The organism is Nocardia canadensis, assembly GCF_032656385.1.
GTDB lineage: Bacteria > Actinomycetota > Actinomycetes > Mycobacteriales > Mycobacteriaceae > Nocardia > Nocardia canadensis.
Map to the genome: position 1 here is coordinate 1,997,846 of NZ_JAVCWB010000008.1, position 16,831 is coordinate 2,014,676.

Consider the following 16,831-nt stretch of genomic DNA (forward strand, 5'->3'; position numbering starts at 1 on the left):
GCCACCTGCGATTCTACCGCCGGGAACGGTCGCGTGACTCGGCGCGCGGGCCCGTCGGGCGCCCCTCACCGTCCGCGCCCAAGCCCGCGAGCAGGCGCAGCCCGTCCTCGGTCGGGCTCCCGGGCGCGGCCGACAACACGATCAGCTCCATGCCGGATTCGTCCGGCAGCGCGAAGTTCTCCTGGTGCAGTTCGAGCAGGCCGACCAGCGGGTGCCGGTAGGCCCGGCGGCCATGGGTGCGAGCGCGCACGTCCGCGCGGGCCCAGAGCCGGCGGAAGCGCTCGCTGCCCATGGCGAGTTCGCCGATCAGCTCCGCCAGGCGGCGGTCGTCGGGGTACTTGCCCGCCGCCAGGCGCAGATGCCCGACGACATCGAGGGTGCAGGTCTCCCACTCCGCGTAGAGGCCACGCTCGGACTCCTCGAGAAAGATGTGCCGGGCGGTGTTCAGGCCCGCAGCGGGCCTGCCGTAGAGAAGTCCGGCCAGCCGGTTTCCCGCGACGATGTCGAGGCGATGATCCATGATCAGCGCGGGCGCGCCGCTGACCAGCTCCAGCACCCGCAGCAGCTCGGGCCGAACCCGCCCGCCGGGTGTCCTGGCGCGGCGTCGACGCTGCCGCGCCAGCCGGTGCAGATGCGCGCACTCGGTCTCGTCGAGGCCGAGGACACGGGCCAGCGCGTCGAGGACCTGCTCGGAGGGCTGGGTCGCGCGGCCCTGCTCGAGCCGGACGTAGTAGTCGACGCTGACCCCCGACAGGTGCGCGACCTCCTCGCGGCGTAATCCGTCGACCCGGCGGTGCCGGTCGACGGGGATGCCGACAGCCACCGGGTCGACCCGGGAACGCCGGGTCCGCAGAAATCCAGCGAGGTCGTCCATGATCTCGAGTATGGCCCCGGCGGGGGCGGTGAAGGTGGCCCTGCCGGTACCAGGAAGTCCCGTCCGACGGACGCGGCGCCCCTGAACGCATGCCCGCGCGGCGCCCAGGATCGACGTCATCCGATCCGAAGGAGTTCCGATGAAAGCACTGATCGTCCACGCCCATCCGGAGCCGAAGTCGCTCAACGGCGCGCTCACCGAAGTCGCGGTCGCCACGCTGGCGGGCGAGGGACACGAAGTCCAGGTGAGCGACCTGTACGGGATGAACTGGAAGGCCGTCGTCGACGCCGACGACTATGGTCCCGACGCCTCCGATCCGCTGCGGGTCGTCCTGGATTCGGGCCGCGCCTTCGAGGCGGGCACGCTCGCCCCCGAGGTGCGCGCCGAGCAGGAGAAGCTGCTGTGGGCCGACGTGATCGTCTTCCAGTTCCCACTGTGGTGGTACTCGATGCCCGCGATCCTCAAAGGCTGGGTGGATCGGGTGTTCACCTACCGCTTCGCCTACGGCGTCGGTGAGCACAGCGACACCAGATACGGCGAGCGCTACGGCGAAGGCACCCTCGCGGGCAAGAGGGCCCTGCTGTCGGTGACCGTCGGTGGCCCCGAGGCGCACTACGCCGCGCGCGGTATCAACGGCCCGATCGAGGATCTGCTGTTCCCGATCCAGCACGGCATCCTCTTCTACCCCGGCATCGAATCGCTGCCACCGTTCGTGGTGTACGGCGCCGACAAGATCACCGAGGCGGACTATCCCGACCTCGCCGCGGCCTGGCAGCGGCGGCTGCGGGCGCTGGCCTCGACCGCGCCGATTCCGTTCCGGCGGCAGAACTTCGGCGACTACGAGATTCCCTCGCTGCAGCTCGAGCCGGGCCTGGAACCGGCGGGCCGCACCGGTTTCGGCCTGCATGTGCGCGGCTGACCGGACCGCGCCGTGCTTGACACTTCATCGAACACATGTTCGACTCACGGTATGCGGTGGCAAGCGCAGACTCTCGACGCCGAGGACGGCGCCCTGCCCGGACTGACCCGGGCGGGGCTGGTGCGCACCGTCCGAACGCCCGAGTTCGACGGCATCACCTTCCACGAGGTGCTGTGCAAGAGCGCGCTGAACAAGATGCCCGAGAGTTCGTCGCTGCCGTTCCGCTGGACAATCAATCCGATGCGGGGGTGCTCGCACGCCTGCCGCTACTGCTTCGCGCGGGGCAGTCACGAGTACCTGGGGCTGGACGCGGGCGAGGACTTCGATTCGCAGATCGTGGTGAAGACGAATGTGGCGGCGGTGCTGCGCAAGGAGCTGACCCGGCGGTCCTGGCAGCGTGAGCCGGTGGCGCTGGGCACCAATACCGACCCGTACCAGCGGGCCGAAGGACGCTACCGGCTGATGCCCGGCATCATCGGCGCCCTCGCCGATTCCGGGACGCCGTTCTCCATCCTCACCAAGGGGCCGCTGCTGCGCCGGGATCTGCCGCTGCTCACCGCGGCCGCGCGGCGGGTCGAGGTGAGCGTGGCGGTGTCGATCGCCATCCTCGACGAGCAACTGCACCGCAGCCTGGAGCCGGGCACGCCGACGCCTCGCGCGCGCCTGGACCTGGTCCGCGCGCTGGCCGACGCCGGCTTCGCCGTCCACGTCATGGTGGCGCCGATCATCCCCTGTCTGACCGACGGCAGCGCCCACCTCGACGCCCTGTTCGCCGCCATCGCCGACGCGGGCGCCGACAGCGCTACGGCCTTCGGCCTGCATCTGCGCGGCAGCACCCGCGGCTGGTTCCTCGGCTGGCTGGCCGCCGAACACCCGGCACTGGTGCGCCGCTACCGGCAGCTCTACGGGCGCGGCGGGAACGTCACGCCCGCCTACAGCTCCTGGCTGCGCGAACGGGTCGACCCACTGCTGACCGCCTACGACCTGCGCCGCCCGCAGGGCCGAACCGTCCCGGCGGCGCCGGTCCCGGTGCCGCCGAGCGAGCAGCTCGCCCTGTTCGGCTGAGCGGTCACGGCGCGGTGGCGAACCCGAGATCGATCACCGCGTCCCGCTCGGCGACCAGTTCGGCGACACTGGCGTCGATCTCGGCCCGCGCGTAGTCGTCGAGGTCCAAGTCGTCGACGATGCGGTACTGCCCACCGACGCAGGTGACCGGGAACGAGCTGACCAATCCCTTCGGCACGCCGTAGGAGCCGTCGGAGGGCACGGCCATCGAGGTCCAGTCGTCGGCGGGCGTGCCGAGGACCCAGTCGTGGAGGTGGTCGATGGCGGCGCTGGCCGCGCTGGCGGCCGAGGACGCGCCGCGGGCCTTGATGATCGCGGTACCGCGCTGCTGCACGGTCGGCACGAAGACCTCCCGCACCCACTGCGGCTCGACCAGTTCCGGCGCGGGCTTGCCCGCGACGGTGGCGTGCGTCAGATCGGGGAACTGGGTCGCGGAGTGGTTGCCCCACACCGCCATCCGGGCGATATCGGCCGCCGGGGCGCCGGTGCGCGCGGCCAGCTGGGCGATGGCGCGATTGTGGTCGAGGCGGGTGAGCGCGGTGAAGCGGTCGGCCGGTACGTCGGGCGCGTTGCGCATCGCGATGTAGGCGTTGGTGTTGGCGGGATTCCCGACGACGAGCACCCGCACGTCCGAAGCGGCGACGGCATTGATCGCGGCGCCCTGACCGGTGAAGATCGGCCCGTTCGCGGCGAGCAGGTCGCCGCGCTCCATGCCGGGGCCACGCGGGCGGGCACCGACGAGCAGCGCCACGCTCGCGCCGTCGAACCCGACCGACGGATCGTCGGTGATCTCGATCGAGGACAGCAGCGGGAACGCGCCGTCCTCGAGTTCCATCGCGACCCCCTCGAGGGCGCGCACCGCGGCAGGCACCTCGAGCAGCCGCAAGCGCACCGGGGTGTCGTGCCCGAGCATCGCGCCCGCGGCGATCCGGAACAGCAGTCCGTAGGCGATCTGTCCCGCACCACCGGTGACGCTGACGGTGACCGGAGTTCTGCTGGCTGGGTTGCTCACGACCGACTCCTCGCACTGGACGACTTGGCGCCTCCCACGCTAATCAGTCACCCCGCCCCGAACCGGGATCCGTGAGGCAGAACACCACGCGGGTCAGACGAGTTCGGCGACCTCGGCATCGGTCAGCACGACCGGCGACACCGCGTCCTTGGCCCGGACCAGCCGCACACCGCGATACAGCGGCCGCTCCCCCAGCCCCGCATCGCGCGCCTCGGCCCGCAACTGCTGCACCAGCACCTCCGACACGGCGACGGCGGCGGCGAGCTCACTGGCGGCCAGCGCGTCGGCGAGCTTGCGCAGCCCGAGTACATGCAGTTCGCGTCCGCTGCCGGAATCGGTGTACATCGCCAGCGGCACCACCTGGATGTCGGCGCCGACGGTCACCTTCAGCACGATCCGGCTGAGCCGGCCGGGGTAGACCAGCAGCTGCACGCCGGTCGCCCGCGCGAGGTCGACGCGCCGCTCCCCGAAGAGCCGGTGCGCGCGGATCTCGGTGCCGCTCAACCACATCCGCCTGCGCCGGAACGCGAATACGTAACCGAGGGTCGGCACGGCAACGACCAGTCCGAGGACGATCGCGAACGGCCAGCTCAACCACAGCGCGGACAGCAGCGTCACGCCCACGCCGACACCGATCGCGGCCAGCGCGAGCCTGCGCAACATCGGCGCGAACACCTCGGGCGCGACCAGGTCGATGCCGACCGGTTCCGTTCCCGCCCGCCCGGACTCCCCGTCCACCATGTCCCTCTCCACCCGGGCGGCCCGTCCGACCCGAGGCGCGGTCAGACTACCGCGCCCCGGATCGCCGGGCTCAGTGTCCGAGCGCGGAGCGCAGCACTCCCACGACCTCGCCCAGGGGCACCTGCCGCTGCTCGCCGGTCGCCATCTCCTTGACCCCGATCGAGTTCTCCTCCAGATCGCGATCACCCAGCACCAGGGTGAATTTCGCGCCGGAGCGGTCGGCGCCCTTCATCGCACCCTTCATCCCGCGCCCGCCGTAGGCCAGGTCGACGCTGATGCCCGCGCCGCGCAGCGCGCCGGCCAGGGCGACCAGTCGCGCCTTGGCGGCGTCACCGAGCGCGATGCCGTACACCTGGCAGCGCGCCGGATCGGCCGCGGCCTTGCCCTCGGCCGCCAGCGCCAGCACGGTCCGGTCGACACCGATGCCGAAACCGATGCCCGACAGCGGCTGCCCGCCGAGCTCGGCCATCAGTCCGTCGTAGCGGCCGCCACCACCGATGCCGGACTGCGCGCCCAACTGGTCGTGCACGAATTCGAAGGTGGTCTTGGTGTAGTAGTCCAGGCCGCGGACCATGCGCGGGTTCACCACGTAGGGCACGCCGAGGGCGTCGAGGTGGGCCAGCACCTGCTCGAAGTGCGTCTTCGCCGACTCGGAGAGGTGATCGATCATCAACGGCGCGTTCGCGGTCAGCTCGCGCACCTCCGGCCGCTTGTCGTCGAGGACGCGCAGCGGGTTGATCTGGGCGCGGCGACGGGTCTCCTCGTCGAGCGGGAGCCCGAGCAGGAACTCCTGCAGCAGCTCCCGGTACTGCGGGCGGCAGGTCTCATCGCCCAGCGAAGTGATCTCGAGACGGAAGCCGTCCAGGCCGAGGCCGCGGAACCCGGCGTCGGCGATCGCGATGACCTCCGCGTCCAGCGCGGGGTCGTCGACGCCGATCGCCTCGATGCCCACCTGCTGCAACTGCCGGTAGCGGCCGGCCTGCGGGCGCTCGTAGCGGAAGAACGGCCCGGCGTAGCACAGCTTGAGCGGCAGCTGGCCGCTCTTGTCCAGGCCGTGCTGGATCACCGCGCGCATGACGCCCGCGGTGCCTTCGGGACGCAGGGTGAAGCTCTCGCCGTTGCGGTCGGCGAAGGTCCACATCTCCTTGCTGACCACGTCGGTCGACTCACCGACACCACGCGCGAACAGGGCGGTCTGTTCGAATACCGGCAGCTCGATGTGCCCGTACCCGGCGAGTCGGGCGGCGTGGATCAAGCCGTCGCGCACGGCGACGAACTCGGCCGAGCCGGGCGGCACGTAATCCGGGACCCCCTTCGGGGCGGTGAAGCTGCTGGTCTTGGTCACGATCATCCAGTTTTCCCCACGGGCGCCCCTCGAGTCCAACCGGTTACCCTCTAGACGAACCTGACGACACGGGAGGAACGCGGTAGTGCCGAGTAACGAACAGCGACGGGCGGCGGCCAAGCGCAAGCTGGAGCGCCAGCTGGCACGACGGGCCGAGCAGGAGAAGAAGCGCAAGCGCCTGGTGATCGCGGGCTCGGTACTGGGTGTGATCGTGGTCGCCGCCGCCGTGACCGGCGTGTACTTCCTCACCAAGGGCGGCGACGAGGCGGATTCCTCGGCCACCGCGAGCACCTCGGCCACCAGCAAGCGTGAACTACCCCCGGCCGCCGACGCGCCCGCGGTCGCCGCCAAGCCGGCCACCGTCACCTGCGCCTACCCCGTCGGCGCGGAGCCCGCGAGCAAGCCGGTCGCGCCGCCGAGCACCACCACGGTCGCCTCCGGCCCCGACGCGCCGAAGACCAAGGTGTCCATCGATTCCACCCAGGGACCGATCGGCCTCGAGCTCGACAGTGCCGAATCGCCGTGCACCGTCAACAGTTTCGTGAGCCTGGCGCAGCAGGGCTACTTCGACAACACCAGCTGCCACCGCATCTCGGCCGAAGAGGGCTTCGAGATGCTGCAGTGCGGCGACCCCACCGCCAGCGGCATGGGCGGGCCGGGCTACAGCTTCGCCAACGAGTACCCGACCGATCAGTTCCCGACGACCGATCCGGACAACGATCCCGCGCTCAACAGCCCGATCAAGTACAAGCGTGGCGTGATCGCGATGGCCAACTCGGGCCTGACCCCCGAGGGCACCAACGGCAGCCAGTTCTTCCTGGTCTACGGCGACACCATCCTGCCGCCGAAGTACACGATCTTCGGCACCATCGACGAGGCGGGCCTGACGACGCTGGAGAAGGTCGGCGCCGCGGGCGACGACGGATCCATGTCGGCCGGCGGCGGCAAGCCGAAGATGCCGATCAGCTTCACCACCGTCAAGGTGGGCTGACACCGCCACACGCAGCGTGAAACGGGTCGGACGCCACCATGGTGTCCGGCCCGTTTCCGGTTTTCCGGCCCCGACACCGCCAGAAGATCATCAGAGGCAAGGCAATCCTACGTTTCATCCGGCCGACAGCCTCGAACACCGTACTTTCTCCCCCGCCACTCCATGTCGGCCGAAACTTCTCGACACCTCCCGTGCGTGGCTCCGCCAGACATACAGTCGTGTCCTTCGCGCGGTAGTCTCAGATGTCCACTTCCACAGCAGCATCGGGGAGCAGTCATGGCGGAACTCGACGACATCGGCAGCGAAACGGCGTCCATGATGCGCATCATGCTGCAGATGGCCACCCTGGTCGCCCTCAAGTCGCGTGAGCACGGTCAGAAAGAGGCCGAGGCCCGCGCCAAGGCGGTCGAGGCGAAGATGAAGGAAGCCCGCGAGTTGCAGATCCGCGAGGCGCGCGAGCTGAAGGCCAAGGACCCGCGCAATCTCGAACTGGTGCAGATGATGTCGGTCGGCGCCAAGTCGAGCCAGCCGCGGGGACTGACCCTGGAGAAGGACCCGTCCTCCCCCTTCGCGAGCGGCGCCGCCGCGAAGGCCGCGCAGGCGCCTCAGTTGGGCTACGACTCCGTCGAGCGGCGCGCGGCCATCGCCGCCCATCTCGAACGGGCGGGCGTCGCACCGGAATTGGCCGAGGTGCGCATGCTCGTCGAGATGGGACAGGGCATCTCGCCGGACGAGGCGATCCGCCGCACGAACGCGGGCGCCCGCCGCACCGGCATCGAACGCGGTATCGATCCGCGTGGCCTCGAACGCGGGCGCTGACCCCGGCGAACATGCGTCGCCGGGCGGCCGGAGCACCGGCCGCCCGCGACGATCACCGCGCGGCTACAGCGTCGGCTTGGTCTTGAGCCACGGCTCGGTGACCTCCGGATCGGAGAACATCTCCTGATCCGCGCCCTCCTGGTCGCGCAACGGCAGCGGATCCAGCATGCTCTTGTGCCCGTTGCGCACGCTGCAGTACTTGAACGGCCCACGGGGATCGAACAACTTGGCCATGTGCTGGTCGGCGTGGTCGAGGAACCACACGCTGATTCCCGGCCCGCCCTCGAGCCGATAGTGCTCCCAGGCCTGCCACAGCGCGTCGAGGCGGATGACCGCCTCGGTGTGGCGCCACCATTCGGGGCACCACACGGTGTCACTGATATCGGTGACCTGCCTGCGGTACACCTTGCTCAGGTAGCCGTTGACGAACTCCACGACATTGGGATAGCCGTTGGTGAGGTCGTTGGATCCGGGCATCGGCTGGTTCACAGCGGCTTGACCTCCTCGACATCGCCGTACTGCTCCGGCGGAGTGGAATTCGACAGCACCGGCGTTCCGATCAGATCGTCGATGCGGGTCTTGCGGGTCGGATCGTTGTACTCGATCGACTGTTTGACCGCCGCGGCGTACTCCCCTTCCCACCAGGGCACGGTCCGGACCAGCACGGCGGGCTGCCCCGAGGTGAACACCACCGCGCGACCGCGCGGCAGCGTCGCCAGGCCCTGCGCGGTGAAGGTCACCGAGGAGCTGAGCGAGCGCGAGTAGCTCTTGCTGCTGCCCGACTGCGACATCGACTGCGAGATCGAGTCGTACTCGCCGATCGCCTCGGACCGGTCGCGCAGGAACGCCATGTCGTCGACACCGCTGCCGAGCACCTTGATGTTGGCCGCCGACCACAGCGCGCTCATGCCCGCGTCGCCCCAGCAGCGCGCACCCTGCGCCCAGGACTGCAGCACCGTCATCACCACGATGCCGCGCGAGCCGAAGTGGCTGTACTGCTTGGGCAGATCCTTCCAGCGCACCACGTTCGCCGCCTCGTCGAGCACCGCGAGCAGCGGAATCGGCAGCCGCCCACCGGACGACAGCGAGGCCTTGCGCATGGCCACATCGATGACGGCCTCGGTCAGCGCGCTGACCAGCGGTGCCGCCGAGCCACGGCCCTCCAGCGACAAGCAGTAGAGCGTGCCGTTGCGCTCGATGAACTCGAGTTCGTCGAACTGCAGCCGGTCACCGCTGCCGCGGGTGATCCACGGGTGCACATTCGACATCTGCAGGCAGCGCACCATCTTCTTGGCGGTACCGAAGATGCCGCTCTTGGTGCGCTGTTCGGCGTTGTACTGCATGGCCAGACCGGAGGCGGTGAAGTCGTGCCCGGCGCCACGCAGGTGCTCGATCGGCTCACTGTTCTGCGGGTTGGTCACCCATTCCCACACCTGGGTGATCGGCTTGCCCGCGATCGCGGCGGCCAGGAACAGCCCGGCCAGCAGGTCCTCGGCCTCGGGATCGAAGAAGCTGTCGGTGTTGTCGGCGCCGCCGCTCTCGGCGTCGGCGAAGTGGCCCGCCAGGCGGGCCGCCCGCATCTCGCAGCCCTCCTTGCGGTGATCGACCCAGGCCAGCGGATCCCAGAACCACACCGGGCGTTCGCCCGCCACGCCCTGCGGGTCGAACACGAAGGTCGCGCTGCCCTTGGCCTCGCGCACATTTCGGGTCGCGTCGACCACGTCGCGCTTGTTCGAGGTGGTCAGCACGGGACCGATGGCCGACAGGATCGCCGGGATCACGCGCGAGGTGGACTTGCCCTGACGCGGGCCCCAGATGTCGAGGTGCAGATCCTCGTAGGAGCCGTAGAGCGGGGAACCGTCGGCGACGGCGACGCCGATCGGCACGCCCGGCGCGTCGTTGGTGCCAAGCCGCACCCCGAGATCGAGGGCCTTCTGGCGCACCCCGGCCTCGGTGATCGAGGCGATGGCGCTGCCAGTGCCCATGTGATCGGCCTTGTCGTCGATCGACAGCCTGCCCTTGACCGCGCGCTTCTTCAGCTGCTTGCGGACCACCACGTAGGCGATGACCGCCGCGATCACCAGCAGCACGATCACCGTCGACGCCCGGGGCCAGTGCAGTTTGCCGCGCGCCAGATCGGCGACCACCGCGATCGGGTTGGCCGGAATGTTCTGCGGCACCACCGACAGCGCGTTGCCCAGGTGCAGCGCGACGGCGAGGGTGATCAGCGTCGCAAAGCCGAACACGATCAGGATCAGCGTCGTGTCGGGTCCGACCGCGGCCGGATCCGTCACCTTCTTCTTCGCCACGTGTGCCTCCTTGTGGACCTTGTCGGATGGTGGTGGGTGCTCAGCGGAACGCGTCGAGGCGCCAGCCTTGCGGCGTCTGCACCACGGTCGCGATGACCGTGCCCGGCGGGAGGGCCTCGGACCGCCCGTTCGGGTAGACGACCGTCTGCTCGATGCCGATCTTGTACTGCGCCACCGCGGGATCCGCGCTCGCCGGCGCCTTCTCGCCGGACGCGAAGGCGAAGGCCTCGACGTGTGCCTTCGCCTTGGCCCAGTCCGCCCACTGCAGCGACGGTTTCGGCGTGTCGGTGGCCCCCGTCGAACCGTCCAGCATACGTACCATGCTGGGCCCCAGCCATTTTCGCGCGCGTTGCAGCGACTCGCCCGGTTGTTCGGTGGCCGGGTTCCAGGTGTAGATCTCGCGCAGGGCCACGACCGCGACGCCGTCGGCCGTCGTCGGGTCGACCGTGGCCGCGGCGTCGAGCAGCCGGGTGGTCGAGGTGGCCGAGTCCGGGCGCGCGGCATCGGGATCGCCGCCGCAAGCGGCGATCGGGAGCAGGACCGCCACGAGCATCACCGCCGGAATTGTGCGGATTCGTGTTCTCTCCCACCAGGTTATCCCCGGAATCGGGGAACGTGTGGTCACAACACCCTCCTCGCCCGCGCGTCGCCCGGCACGGCCACCTCGGTGACGCCACCGCCGCCACCGCTGCTCGACGGTGGCACCGCCTGGATCATCTGACCGTTGCCCGCGTAGATCCCCACCTTCGACGGGCCCTTCGGCCCGAACCCACTGAACACCAGATCGCCGACCGCCATCTTGGAGATCGGTACCTCCCGACCGGATTCCCACTGTTGCTCGGCGGTGCGCGGCAGGATGATCGCGCCCGAGGACGCCGCGAACACCGCGGCGGCGGTCAGGCCCGGCGCGTCGAAGCCGCCGCTGCTCGGGCCCTGGACGCCGCCCCCACCCCACACGTACGGGGTGCCGAGCCAGTCGTGAGCGGCCTCGACGATCTGCGCGCCACCGGCGCCCTGTTCCGGCGTGAACCGGCCCTGCGCGCCCGGCGCGCGATACTGCGGCTCCATCGACAAGATGTTGGTGACATACGGCTGGGTCTCGGAGTAGTGCGCCGCCACCTGATTGGGCATCCCGCCCGAGGCCAGCACCGCGCCCTCACCGGCGTTGTATCCGGCCAGGGTCAGCGCGGGCAGGTCGCCGGAGACCCTGCCCGCGGCCATCCAGCCCGCGATCTTGTGGGCGATCGCGCACATGTAGCGGGCCTGGCCGATGATCGCGTCACCGTCGTCCCACACGCTGGCCGTGCCGTTGCCGTCGGCGTCGATGACATAGGGTTTGCCGTCGTCGGGATTGATGCTCACCGCGGTGCCGGGCAGGAACTGGGCCAGACCCTGCGCGCCGGCGGGCGAGGTCAGCCCGCGCCGGAAGCCCGACTCCTGCTTGGCCTGCGCGGCCAGCAGCGACGACGAGATCTCCGGGCACACCGTGCCCGCCCTGCGGTACCAGATCTCCAGCTCCGCGGGCACCTTCCCGTCGGCGAGCGCGCCGCCCGCGCTGCCGAAGCCGCGCACACAGTCGGCGTCGGTCGAGAAGGCCCGCGCGCCACCGACATCCGGGGTCGGCGCGCCGTCGAGCCAGGGCATCGGGTCGATCTGGCGGCCACCGGTGAAGCGGCCGCCGGGCACGATCTCGAAATGCAGGTGTGGGCCGCTGGATTCGCCCGCCGAGCCGACCATCCCGATCGGCTGTCCCGCGGTCACGGTCTCGCCGGTGCGCACCTTCACGCCGCGGTCCCACATGTGGCCGTAGACGGCCGAGAAGGCGCGCCCGTTGGTGTCGACGGAATCGACGACGATCCAGTTGCCGAAACCCGACGCGGGACCGGCGGCCACGACCCGGCCGTCGGACACCGAGTAGATGGTGGTGCCGTCGGCGGCGGCCATGTCGATGCCCTTGTGACCGCCACCGCGCGAACCGAACACGTCGGAGATGGTGAAGGTGCCGGTCTCGAGCGGCAGCGTGCGGCGCAGCGGACCGACGCCCGCGGCCAGCGACGGCGTGCCGGTGACCGCCGGGTTCGCCGTCGTGCTGGGCGTGACGGACGCGGCGGCGCGCGAATCACCGACCGACTCGCCACCCAGCGGCGGCAGCGTCGGGGCCGCCGAACCGCTCAGCACGCCGGTGGTCTCGCAGGTCTCGTCTGAGGAGGGCAGCACGATGACCAGCACGAGCGCGATCAGCCCGATGACCGAGCCCAGCGCCGTCATCAGCATCGTGCGGGCGTTCACCGGCCGCCGCCTGGCGTTCCGCGCCGGGCGCCGGGATCCGGGTCCGCCGCGGCGGTGATCACGTGCGGCGCCGGGTTTCGTTGAGCGTGTCGGCGAGCGTGCGGTTCATCTCGGCCGCGGCGGCGAGTTGCTGCTGCAGCAGCGCCACCTTGCGGCGCAGCGCGGTGGCGTCCATCCGCTCCAGGCTCGGGCCCTCGGCCGCGCGCACCCAGTTGCGCACCGAATTGGCGTGCACGCCGATCTGTTCGGCGACGACCCGGCACGCCTCGGACTCGCTGCGCAGCTTGTCGGTCAGCGCGACGACCTGCGCGACCGCGGCATCGCGCACCTCGGGCGAGACCCGGCGGTAGGACCGGTGCGGCATCATTGCGCACCCCCGTCCGCCGACGGGTCAGGTGCGCCGCGTGGGTTGTCGCCGAACTCGCTGAACCGCTGGTTCGTGTCGTGGATACCGCTTTCCTTCTCCGACACCGTGAACTCCATGTGGAAGGGGATACCGGGACGGCGATCCTCACCGATCTTGAGCAGGAACTTGCCGGTACCGGGCGGCGACGGCCGTTGCTGGCCGGGTTTGAGCGCCTCGCCGGTGAGCGCCTGGGGCGCCGACCAACCGGTGACCATCTCCTGCTCGGCGGCGGTGAACGGCACCGTCGAATCGAGCCTGCTGATCTCCTCGGCGGGCAGGGCACCGAAGATCTTGGCGCGGGCGCGTTCCAGGAAGCCGATCGCCTTGGCGATGGCGGCGTCGGAACCGAGCGCCTGCAGGTCCTTGATGGTGTGGCTGATCATGATCAGCGCGGTGGCCAGGCCACGCTGCAGGCGGGTCAGTTCGTCGACCCGGTCGACCATGAAGTCGCCGAGGCCGAGCACCTGCCACAGCTCGTCCATCACGACCTGGAAGTAGCGCTGCGGACCGAGTTTCGCGTCGGCCAGCACGTGCGCGGCCTCGACCGAGGCGAAGCCGTCGGCCCAGCAGGCCAGCATGACCGCGGCCTTGAGCTTCTTGTCGCCGGTGGGGATGTGCGAGACGTCGATGCACACCGCGACGGCGCCGGTGTCGATCGGCACCGTGGTCTGGCCGTTGAAGATGGCGCCGAACGGACCCTGGGTGAGCGCGCGCAATGAGCGCCGCAGGTTCTTGATCGCGTTCTGGTACTCGTCCTCGTTGTCGGCGCCCGCGTCGAGCATGAGTTCGGCGCCGCCGCCGACGATCACCTCGAGCAGGTTCTCCATGATCGGCGGCTTGTCGGGGGCGTAGCCGCTGCCCGGCTGGTAGAGGACGCGCAGCGCGGTCGCGATCAGCGTCTCCTCGAAATCGGCCACCCGCGCGCCGCGGACGAGCTCCACCAGGCCCGCGATGAGCGTCACCTGGCGGGCCCGCAGGTCCTGCAGCACTTGGCGTTGCAGCGCGGGGAACTCCTCGAGGCGGGGCACCACCGAGCCGAGCACGCCCGCCGCCAGCGGGTTCAGCTTGCCGTGGCCGTAGCCGAGGTCGATCACCTGGCCGCCGACGAGTTCGACCATCTTGCGGTAGTCGGGCTTCACGTCGGCCAGGATCAGCGGGGTGATGCCCTGAGCGATGCCGCCCAGCACGATCCGGCGCACCAGCGAGGACTTGCCGAAACCGTTGAGGCCGAGCACGAACAGGCTCGGCGCGGTGATGAAGCTGCCGCGCATGAACCAGTTCATCGGGTCGAAGCAGACCGGGGCGCCGGTGTGCAGATGCGAGCCGAGCGGGGTGCCGATCAGCGGCGCGCCCGCGCCCACCGACCACGGCCACAGACCGGCGACCTGCGCGGTGGTGGCCCGGTACTCGACCGGGCGGCCGACCACGTTCATCTTGCCGCCGCCGGGACCGGAATAGCCGCGATCGGTCAATTCCGCGGTGGTGCGGTCGAATCCGTCGCTGACAACGGCCTCGTTGCGTGCCTGCGCGTTGTTGCGGCGCAGATCGTCGGTGTGGATGCGGAAGGTCGCCCAGGCCGCGCGCAGTCCCGACTGCTCGCGGGCGATCATCTCGTAGCGGGCGCGGGTGGCGTCGTCGAGCAGCGAGGGGCCGGACTGGCCGCGCCGGTCGGGCCGGTTGCGCGACTTCGCCGAACGGCCCGCGCCCATCGCCCGGTCGGCGGCGTCGTCGGGCCGATCGCCTCGCACCGGGCGCGGTGCCTTGGCGAAGGGGCCCGGCTCGGCCGGACGTGGCTTGCGGCGCGGATCCATCGCGCGCTCGTGGTCCAGGCGCGGGCCGTGGTCCTCGGCGCGCAGGCCGCGGTCGATCCGGGCCTTGGCGGCGCGATCGACCTCGGGGCGCTGACCCCGCGGCCTGCGCTCCCCCGCCGCGGACCGCTCACCACGGCCGGCGCGCGGCTCCTCGCGCCTGCCGCGCCCGTCGTCCTCACGCGGCCTGCGGTTCTCACCGGAGCGCGGTCTGCGGTGGTCCTCGTCGTGCGGCGCGCGCTCGGCCGCCGGACGACGCGGCTCGTCCGCGCGCGAGCGGCCGCCCGGTTCCCCGGAACGCGGCCTGCCCTCGCGCGGGCGGCGCTCGCGCTCGGTGTGCTCGTCGGGCACGGAGCTACCGCGCGCCGACTCTCGTTCGGCGCGTTCGGTGCGCTCCTCCAGGCCGAGCACCTCGTCGCTCACGCGCGACGCGCTCCCGGCCGGTCGTGGTTCGCGCTCCCCGCGGATCCGGGGCGGCCGGTGGACGGGCCGTAGCGCGATGTCGTCGAAGTCGCGTCCCATGATCGCCTCACCCCGCCAATGCCTTCGGAATGGTCGCGTGCTCGGGCAGGATGACGCCACAACCGAGGGAAGCCGCGAACGCCGCGGCCTGATAGCGGTAGCAACGCCGGATCTTGAGCCGGGCCTGCGTCGAGAGGTCGCGGGTGATGGCCTCGATGCGCGGCAGATCACCGCGCAGCGGCTCGGTGATCGTCACCAGCGCGCCGAAGCGGGTCACACCGTGCCCACGGGCCTGTTCCTCACGAGCCTGCTGGGTCGCACCGACCCGCAGTGTCGCGGCGGCCGAGACGACACCGCGTTCGCTCTGCTGCGCCACGAGCGCGTTCTTGAAGTCGTCGTCGACGATCTCGGCGGCGTCGGCGGCCGAGTGCGGCCGGTAGACGATCGCGATGCGCTTGCGCGGCACTTCGGGATTCGGCGCGAGCAGCCGCTGCAGCACCCGCTCGTCGACCGCGCCCTCGGGCGCCGCGTCCATCTCCCAGGTGACCGAGCGGCCACCGTCGTGGATCAGGTGATCCCACTTCTCGTCGTGCGAGACCGGACCGGCGTCGTCCCAGCCGAGGCCGTGTCCGCCCGGATCGGCGGCGGCGACCTCGAGATCGGCCTGGGCGGCCGGGTCGTAGCTGCGGCGGATGAAGGAGATGACCTCCTCGGCCGACATCGGCTGCGCCCGCACGCCGGCCTCGGCCAGCGCCGCGCAGATGCCGGGCAGCCTGCGCCCGATCTCCACCGCTTCCTCGGCCGGGTTCTTGCGCCGCTCGGCGGTGGTTGCCTTGAAGGTGATCGCCACGCGCGGCAGCAATTGCACCCGCTCCTGCGGCAATTCGGTGGCCAGCTCGTACATCACCTGCTGGGCCAGCTCCGGCGCCTCCGGGCGGGTGATCGTGGAGACCTCGTTGAGCAACCGGTTACCGGTCTCGGGCACGGTGTCGATCACCGGCACCACCGCGACGATGTCGCTGGTCTGGCCGACCGAGGCGAGGAAGGTGCCCCACGCCGCGACCCAGCGGTCGATCACCGGCTGGTCGACCGCCTCGTGACCCTGCGGCCAAGCCCGCAGCACCACGGTGTACTGCGCGAACGCGGGCAGGTGGATCATCCCGAAGTGGTAGCCGCCCGCGTCGATGCCCTCGTAGAGCTTCGACGGCGCGAGCAGCCCCGGCAGCTTGGTGACGCCGCCGGGGATCCGGGAGAACCGGCCGCCGCGATACACGTGCTCGCCGTTCTTGCGCGAGCGCATCCAGTTGAACATCATCAATCCCGTCTCGTAGCCCGAACGGCCCCCCGTCCGCCACACCAGGGGCACCATCACCAGCGCGCCGAGGCCGCCGACGACGAAACCCCATTTGAATCCACCGACCATGGCACTGATCAAGGCGGTGATCACCACGACGAAACCGATCACGGTCTCTTCCCAGCGCAAGCCGAAAAGGCCCGCGCTGCGCGGCTTCTGCCACAGCCCGTACGAGCGCCGCTCGTAGGTGTCGGTCGAGAGGGTGCTCATCGCGGAATCGTGCTCCTGCCGAGGTCGGGTGAACGATTCGCCCAGCGGTCACCGGCGAGGTCGCCGGCCGCCTGGTCGGCGCGCGAGGCGCTGCCCGCCGCCGCGCGTGCGGCGACGACGTTGCGGGCCGCGCCCGAGGGCACCGAGCCCGAACTGGGCGTCGCCGCGGCCGCGCCACCGCCGCCGCGTGGTGGCGGTGTCGGCGCGGGGCCGCGCGGGGCCCCGCC

At 70.8% G+C, this 16,831-nt stretch carries 15 protein-coding genes and 1 pseudogene; 4 read left to right on the forward strand and 12 right to left on the reverse strand.

Annotated features, from left to right (window positions below; all coding sequences use genetic code 11):
* Positions 1 to 13 precede the first annotated feature (13 nt).
* Positions 14 to 874 (reverse strand): helix-turn-helix transcriptional regulator, encoded by an 861-nt coding sequence (locus Q7X29_RS23140; protein ID WP_316575342.1) that lies wholly within the window; start codon positions 872 to 874, stop codon positions 14 to 16.
* A gap of 139 nt (positions 875 to 1,013) precedes the next feature.
* Here Q7X29_RS23140 and Q7X29_RS23145 point away from each other — a divergent pair, with 139 nt between their 5' ends.
* Positions 1,014 to 1,793, forward strand: coding sequence for an NAD(P)H-dependent oxidoreductase (locus tag Q7X29_RS23145; protein ID WP_316575343.1), 780 nt, complete (start codon positions 1,014 to 1,016; stop codon positions 1,791 to 1,793).
* Between the two features lie 51 nt (positions 1,794 to 1,844).
* Complete coding sequence (locus Q7X29_RS23150) at positions 1,845 to 2,858, forward strand: Rv2578c family radical SAM protein (protein ID WP_218717185.1); 1,014 nt, start codon at positions 1,845 to 1,847, stop codon at positions 2,856 to 2,858.
* A gap of 4 nt (positions 2,859 to 2,862) precedes the next feature.
* Here the strand turns inward: Q7X29_RS23150 and Q7X29_RS23155 are convergent, their stop codons facing one another.
* The 3 genes from Q7X29_RS23155 to hisS form a co-directional block, all read right to left on the reverse strand.
* Positions 2,863 to 3,870: a malate dehydrogenase gene (locus Q7X29_RS23155; protein WP_316575344.1), complete on the reverse strand. Its 1,008-nt coding sequence runs from the start codon at positions 3,868 to 3,870 to the stop codon at positions 2,863 to 2,865.
* Between the two features lie 93 nt (positions 3,871 to 3,963).
* Positions 3,964 to 4,611: a hypothetical protein gene (locus Q7X29_RS23160; protein ID WP_316575345.1), complete on the reverse strand. Its 648-nt coding sequence runs from the start codon at positions 4,609 to 4,611 to the stop codon at positions 3,964 to 3,966.
* Between the two features lie 70 nt (positions 4,612 to 4,681).
* A complete protein-coding gene (gene hisS / locus Q7X29_RS23165; protein ID WP_316575409.1) occupies positions 4,682 to 5,956 on the reverse strand; it encodes a histidine--tRNA ligase in 1,275 nt (424 codons plus the stop codon).
* A gap of 85 nt (positions 5,957 to 6,041) precedes the next feature.
* On the opposite strand from hisS, the gene Q7X29_RS23170 reads away from it, so the two are divergent.
* Both Q7X29_RS23170 and Q7X29_RS23175 read left to right on the forward strand, forming a co-directional pair.
* Positions 6,042 to 6,947: a peptidylprolyl isomerase gene (locus Q7X29_RS23170; RefSeq protein ID WP_218717188.1), complete on the forward strand. Its 906-nt coding sequence runs from the start codon at positions 6,042 to 6,044 to the stop codon at positions 6,945 to 6,947.
* A 276-nt stretch (positions 6,948 to 7,223) separates the two neighbouring features.
* Complete coding sequence (locus Q7X29_RS23175) at positions 7,224 to 7,766, forward strand: hypothetical protein (RefSeq protein ID WP_218717189.1); 543 nt, start codon at positions 7,224 to 7,226, stop codon at positions 7,764 to 7,766.
* A gap of 63 nt (positions 7,767 to 7,829) precedes the next feature.
* Here the strand turns inward: Q7X29_RS23175 and Q7X29_RS23180 are convergent, their stop codons facing one another.
* From Q7X29_RS23180 to Q7X29_RS23215, 8 genes and pseudogenes are all read right to left on the reverse strand, one after another.
* A complete protein-coding gene (locus Q7X29_RS23180) occupies positions 7,830 to 8,255 on the reverse strand; it encodes a DUF4913 domain-containing protein (protein ID WP_316575346.1) in 426 nt (141 codons plus the stop codon).
* Positions 8,252 to 10,075 (reverse strand): type IV secretory system conjugative DNA transfer family protein, encoded by a 1,824-nt coding sequence (locus tag Q7X29_RS23185; RefSeq protein WP_218717191.1) that lies wholly within the window; start codon positions 10,073 to 10,075, stop codon positions 8,252 to 8,254. The genes Q7X29_RS23180 and Q7X29_RS23185 overlap by 4 nt, the downstream gene beginning before the upstream one ends.
* Positions 10,076 to 10,115: 40 nt before the next feature.
* Positions 10,116 to 10,628 carry a hypothetical protein gene (locus Q7X29_RS23190; RefSeq protein ID WP_316575410.1) on the reverse strand — a complete coding sequence of 171 codons (513 nt, stop codon included), beginning with the start codon at positions 10,626 to 10,628 and terminating at the stop codon, positions 10,116 to 10,118.
* Between the two features lie 68 nt (positions 10,629 to 10,696).
* Positions 10,697 to 12,364 (reverse strand): peptidoglycan DD-metalloendopeptidase family protein, encoded by a 1,668-nt coding sequence (locus Q7X29_RS23195; RefSeq protein ID WP_218717192.1) that lies wholly within the window; start codon positions 12,362 to 12,364, stop codon positions 10,697 to 10,699.
* Between the two features lie 58 nt (positions 12,365 to 12,422).
* The gene (locus Q7X29_RS23200; protein ID WP_255587337.1) at positions 12,423 to 12,728 is read right to left on the reverse strand and encodes a transposase; all 306 of its coding nucleotides are present in this window, start codon (positions 12,726 to 12,728) and stop codon (positions 12,423 to 12,425) included.
* Positions 12,728 to 15,100: a hypothetical protein gene (locus Q7X29_RS23205; protein WP_316575347.1), complete on the reverse strand. Its 2,373-nt coding sequence runs from the start codon at positions 15,098 to 15,100 to the stop codon at positions 12,728 to 12,730. Before Q7X29_RS23205 ends, Q7X29_RS23200 begins: the two co-directional genes overlap by 1 nt.
* Before the next feature lie 7 nt (positions 15,101 to 15,107).
* Positions 15,108 to 16,604, reverse strand: a complete 1,497-nt coding sequence (locus Q7X29_RS23210; protein ID WP_218722218.1) for an SCO6880 family protein — start codon at positions 16,602 to 16,604, stop codon at positions 15,108 to 15,110.
* Positions 16,601 to 16,831: pseudogene (locus tag Q7X29_RS23215) on the reverse strand (hypothetical protein); the annotation flags it as partial. The gene Q7X29_RS23210 and the pseudogene Q7X29_RS23215, both read right to left, overlap by 4 nt.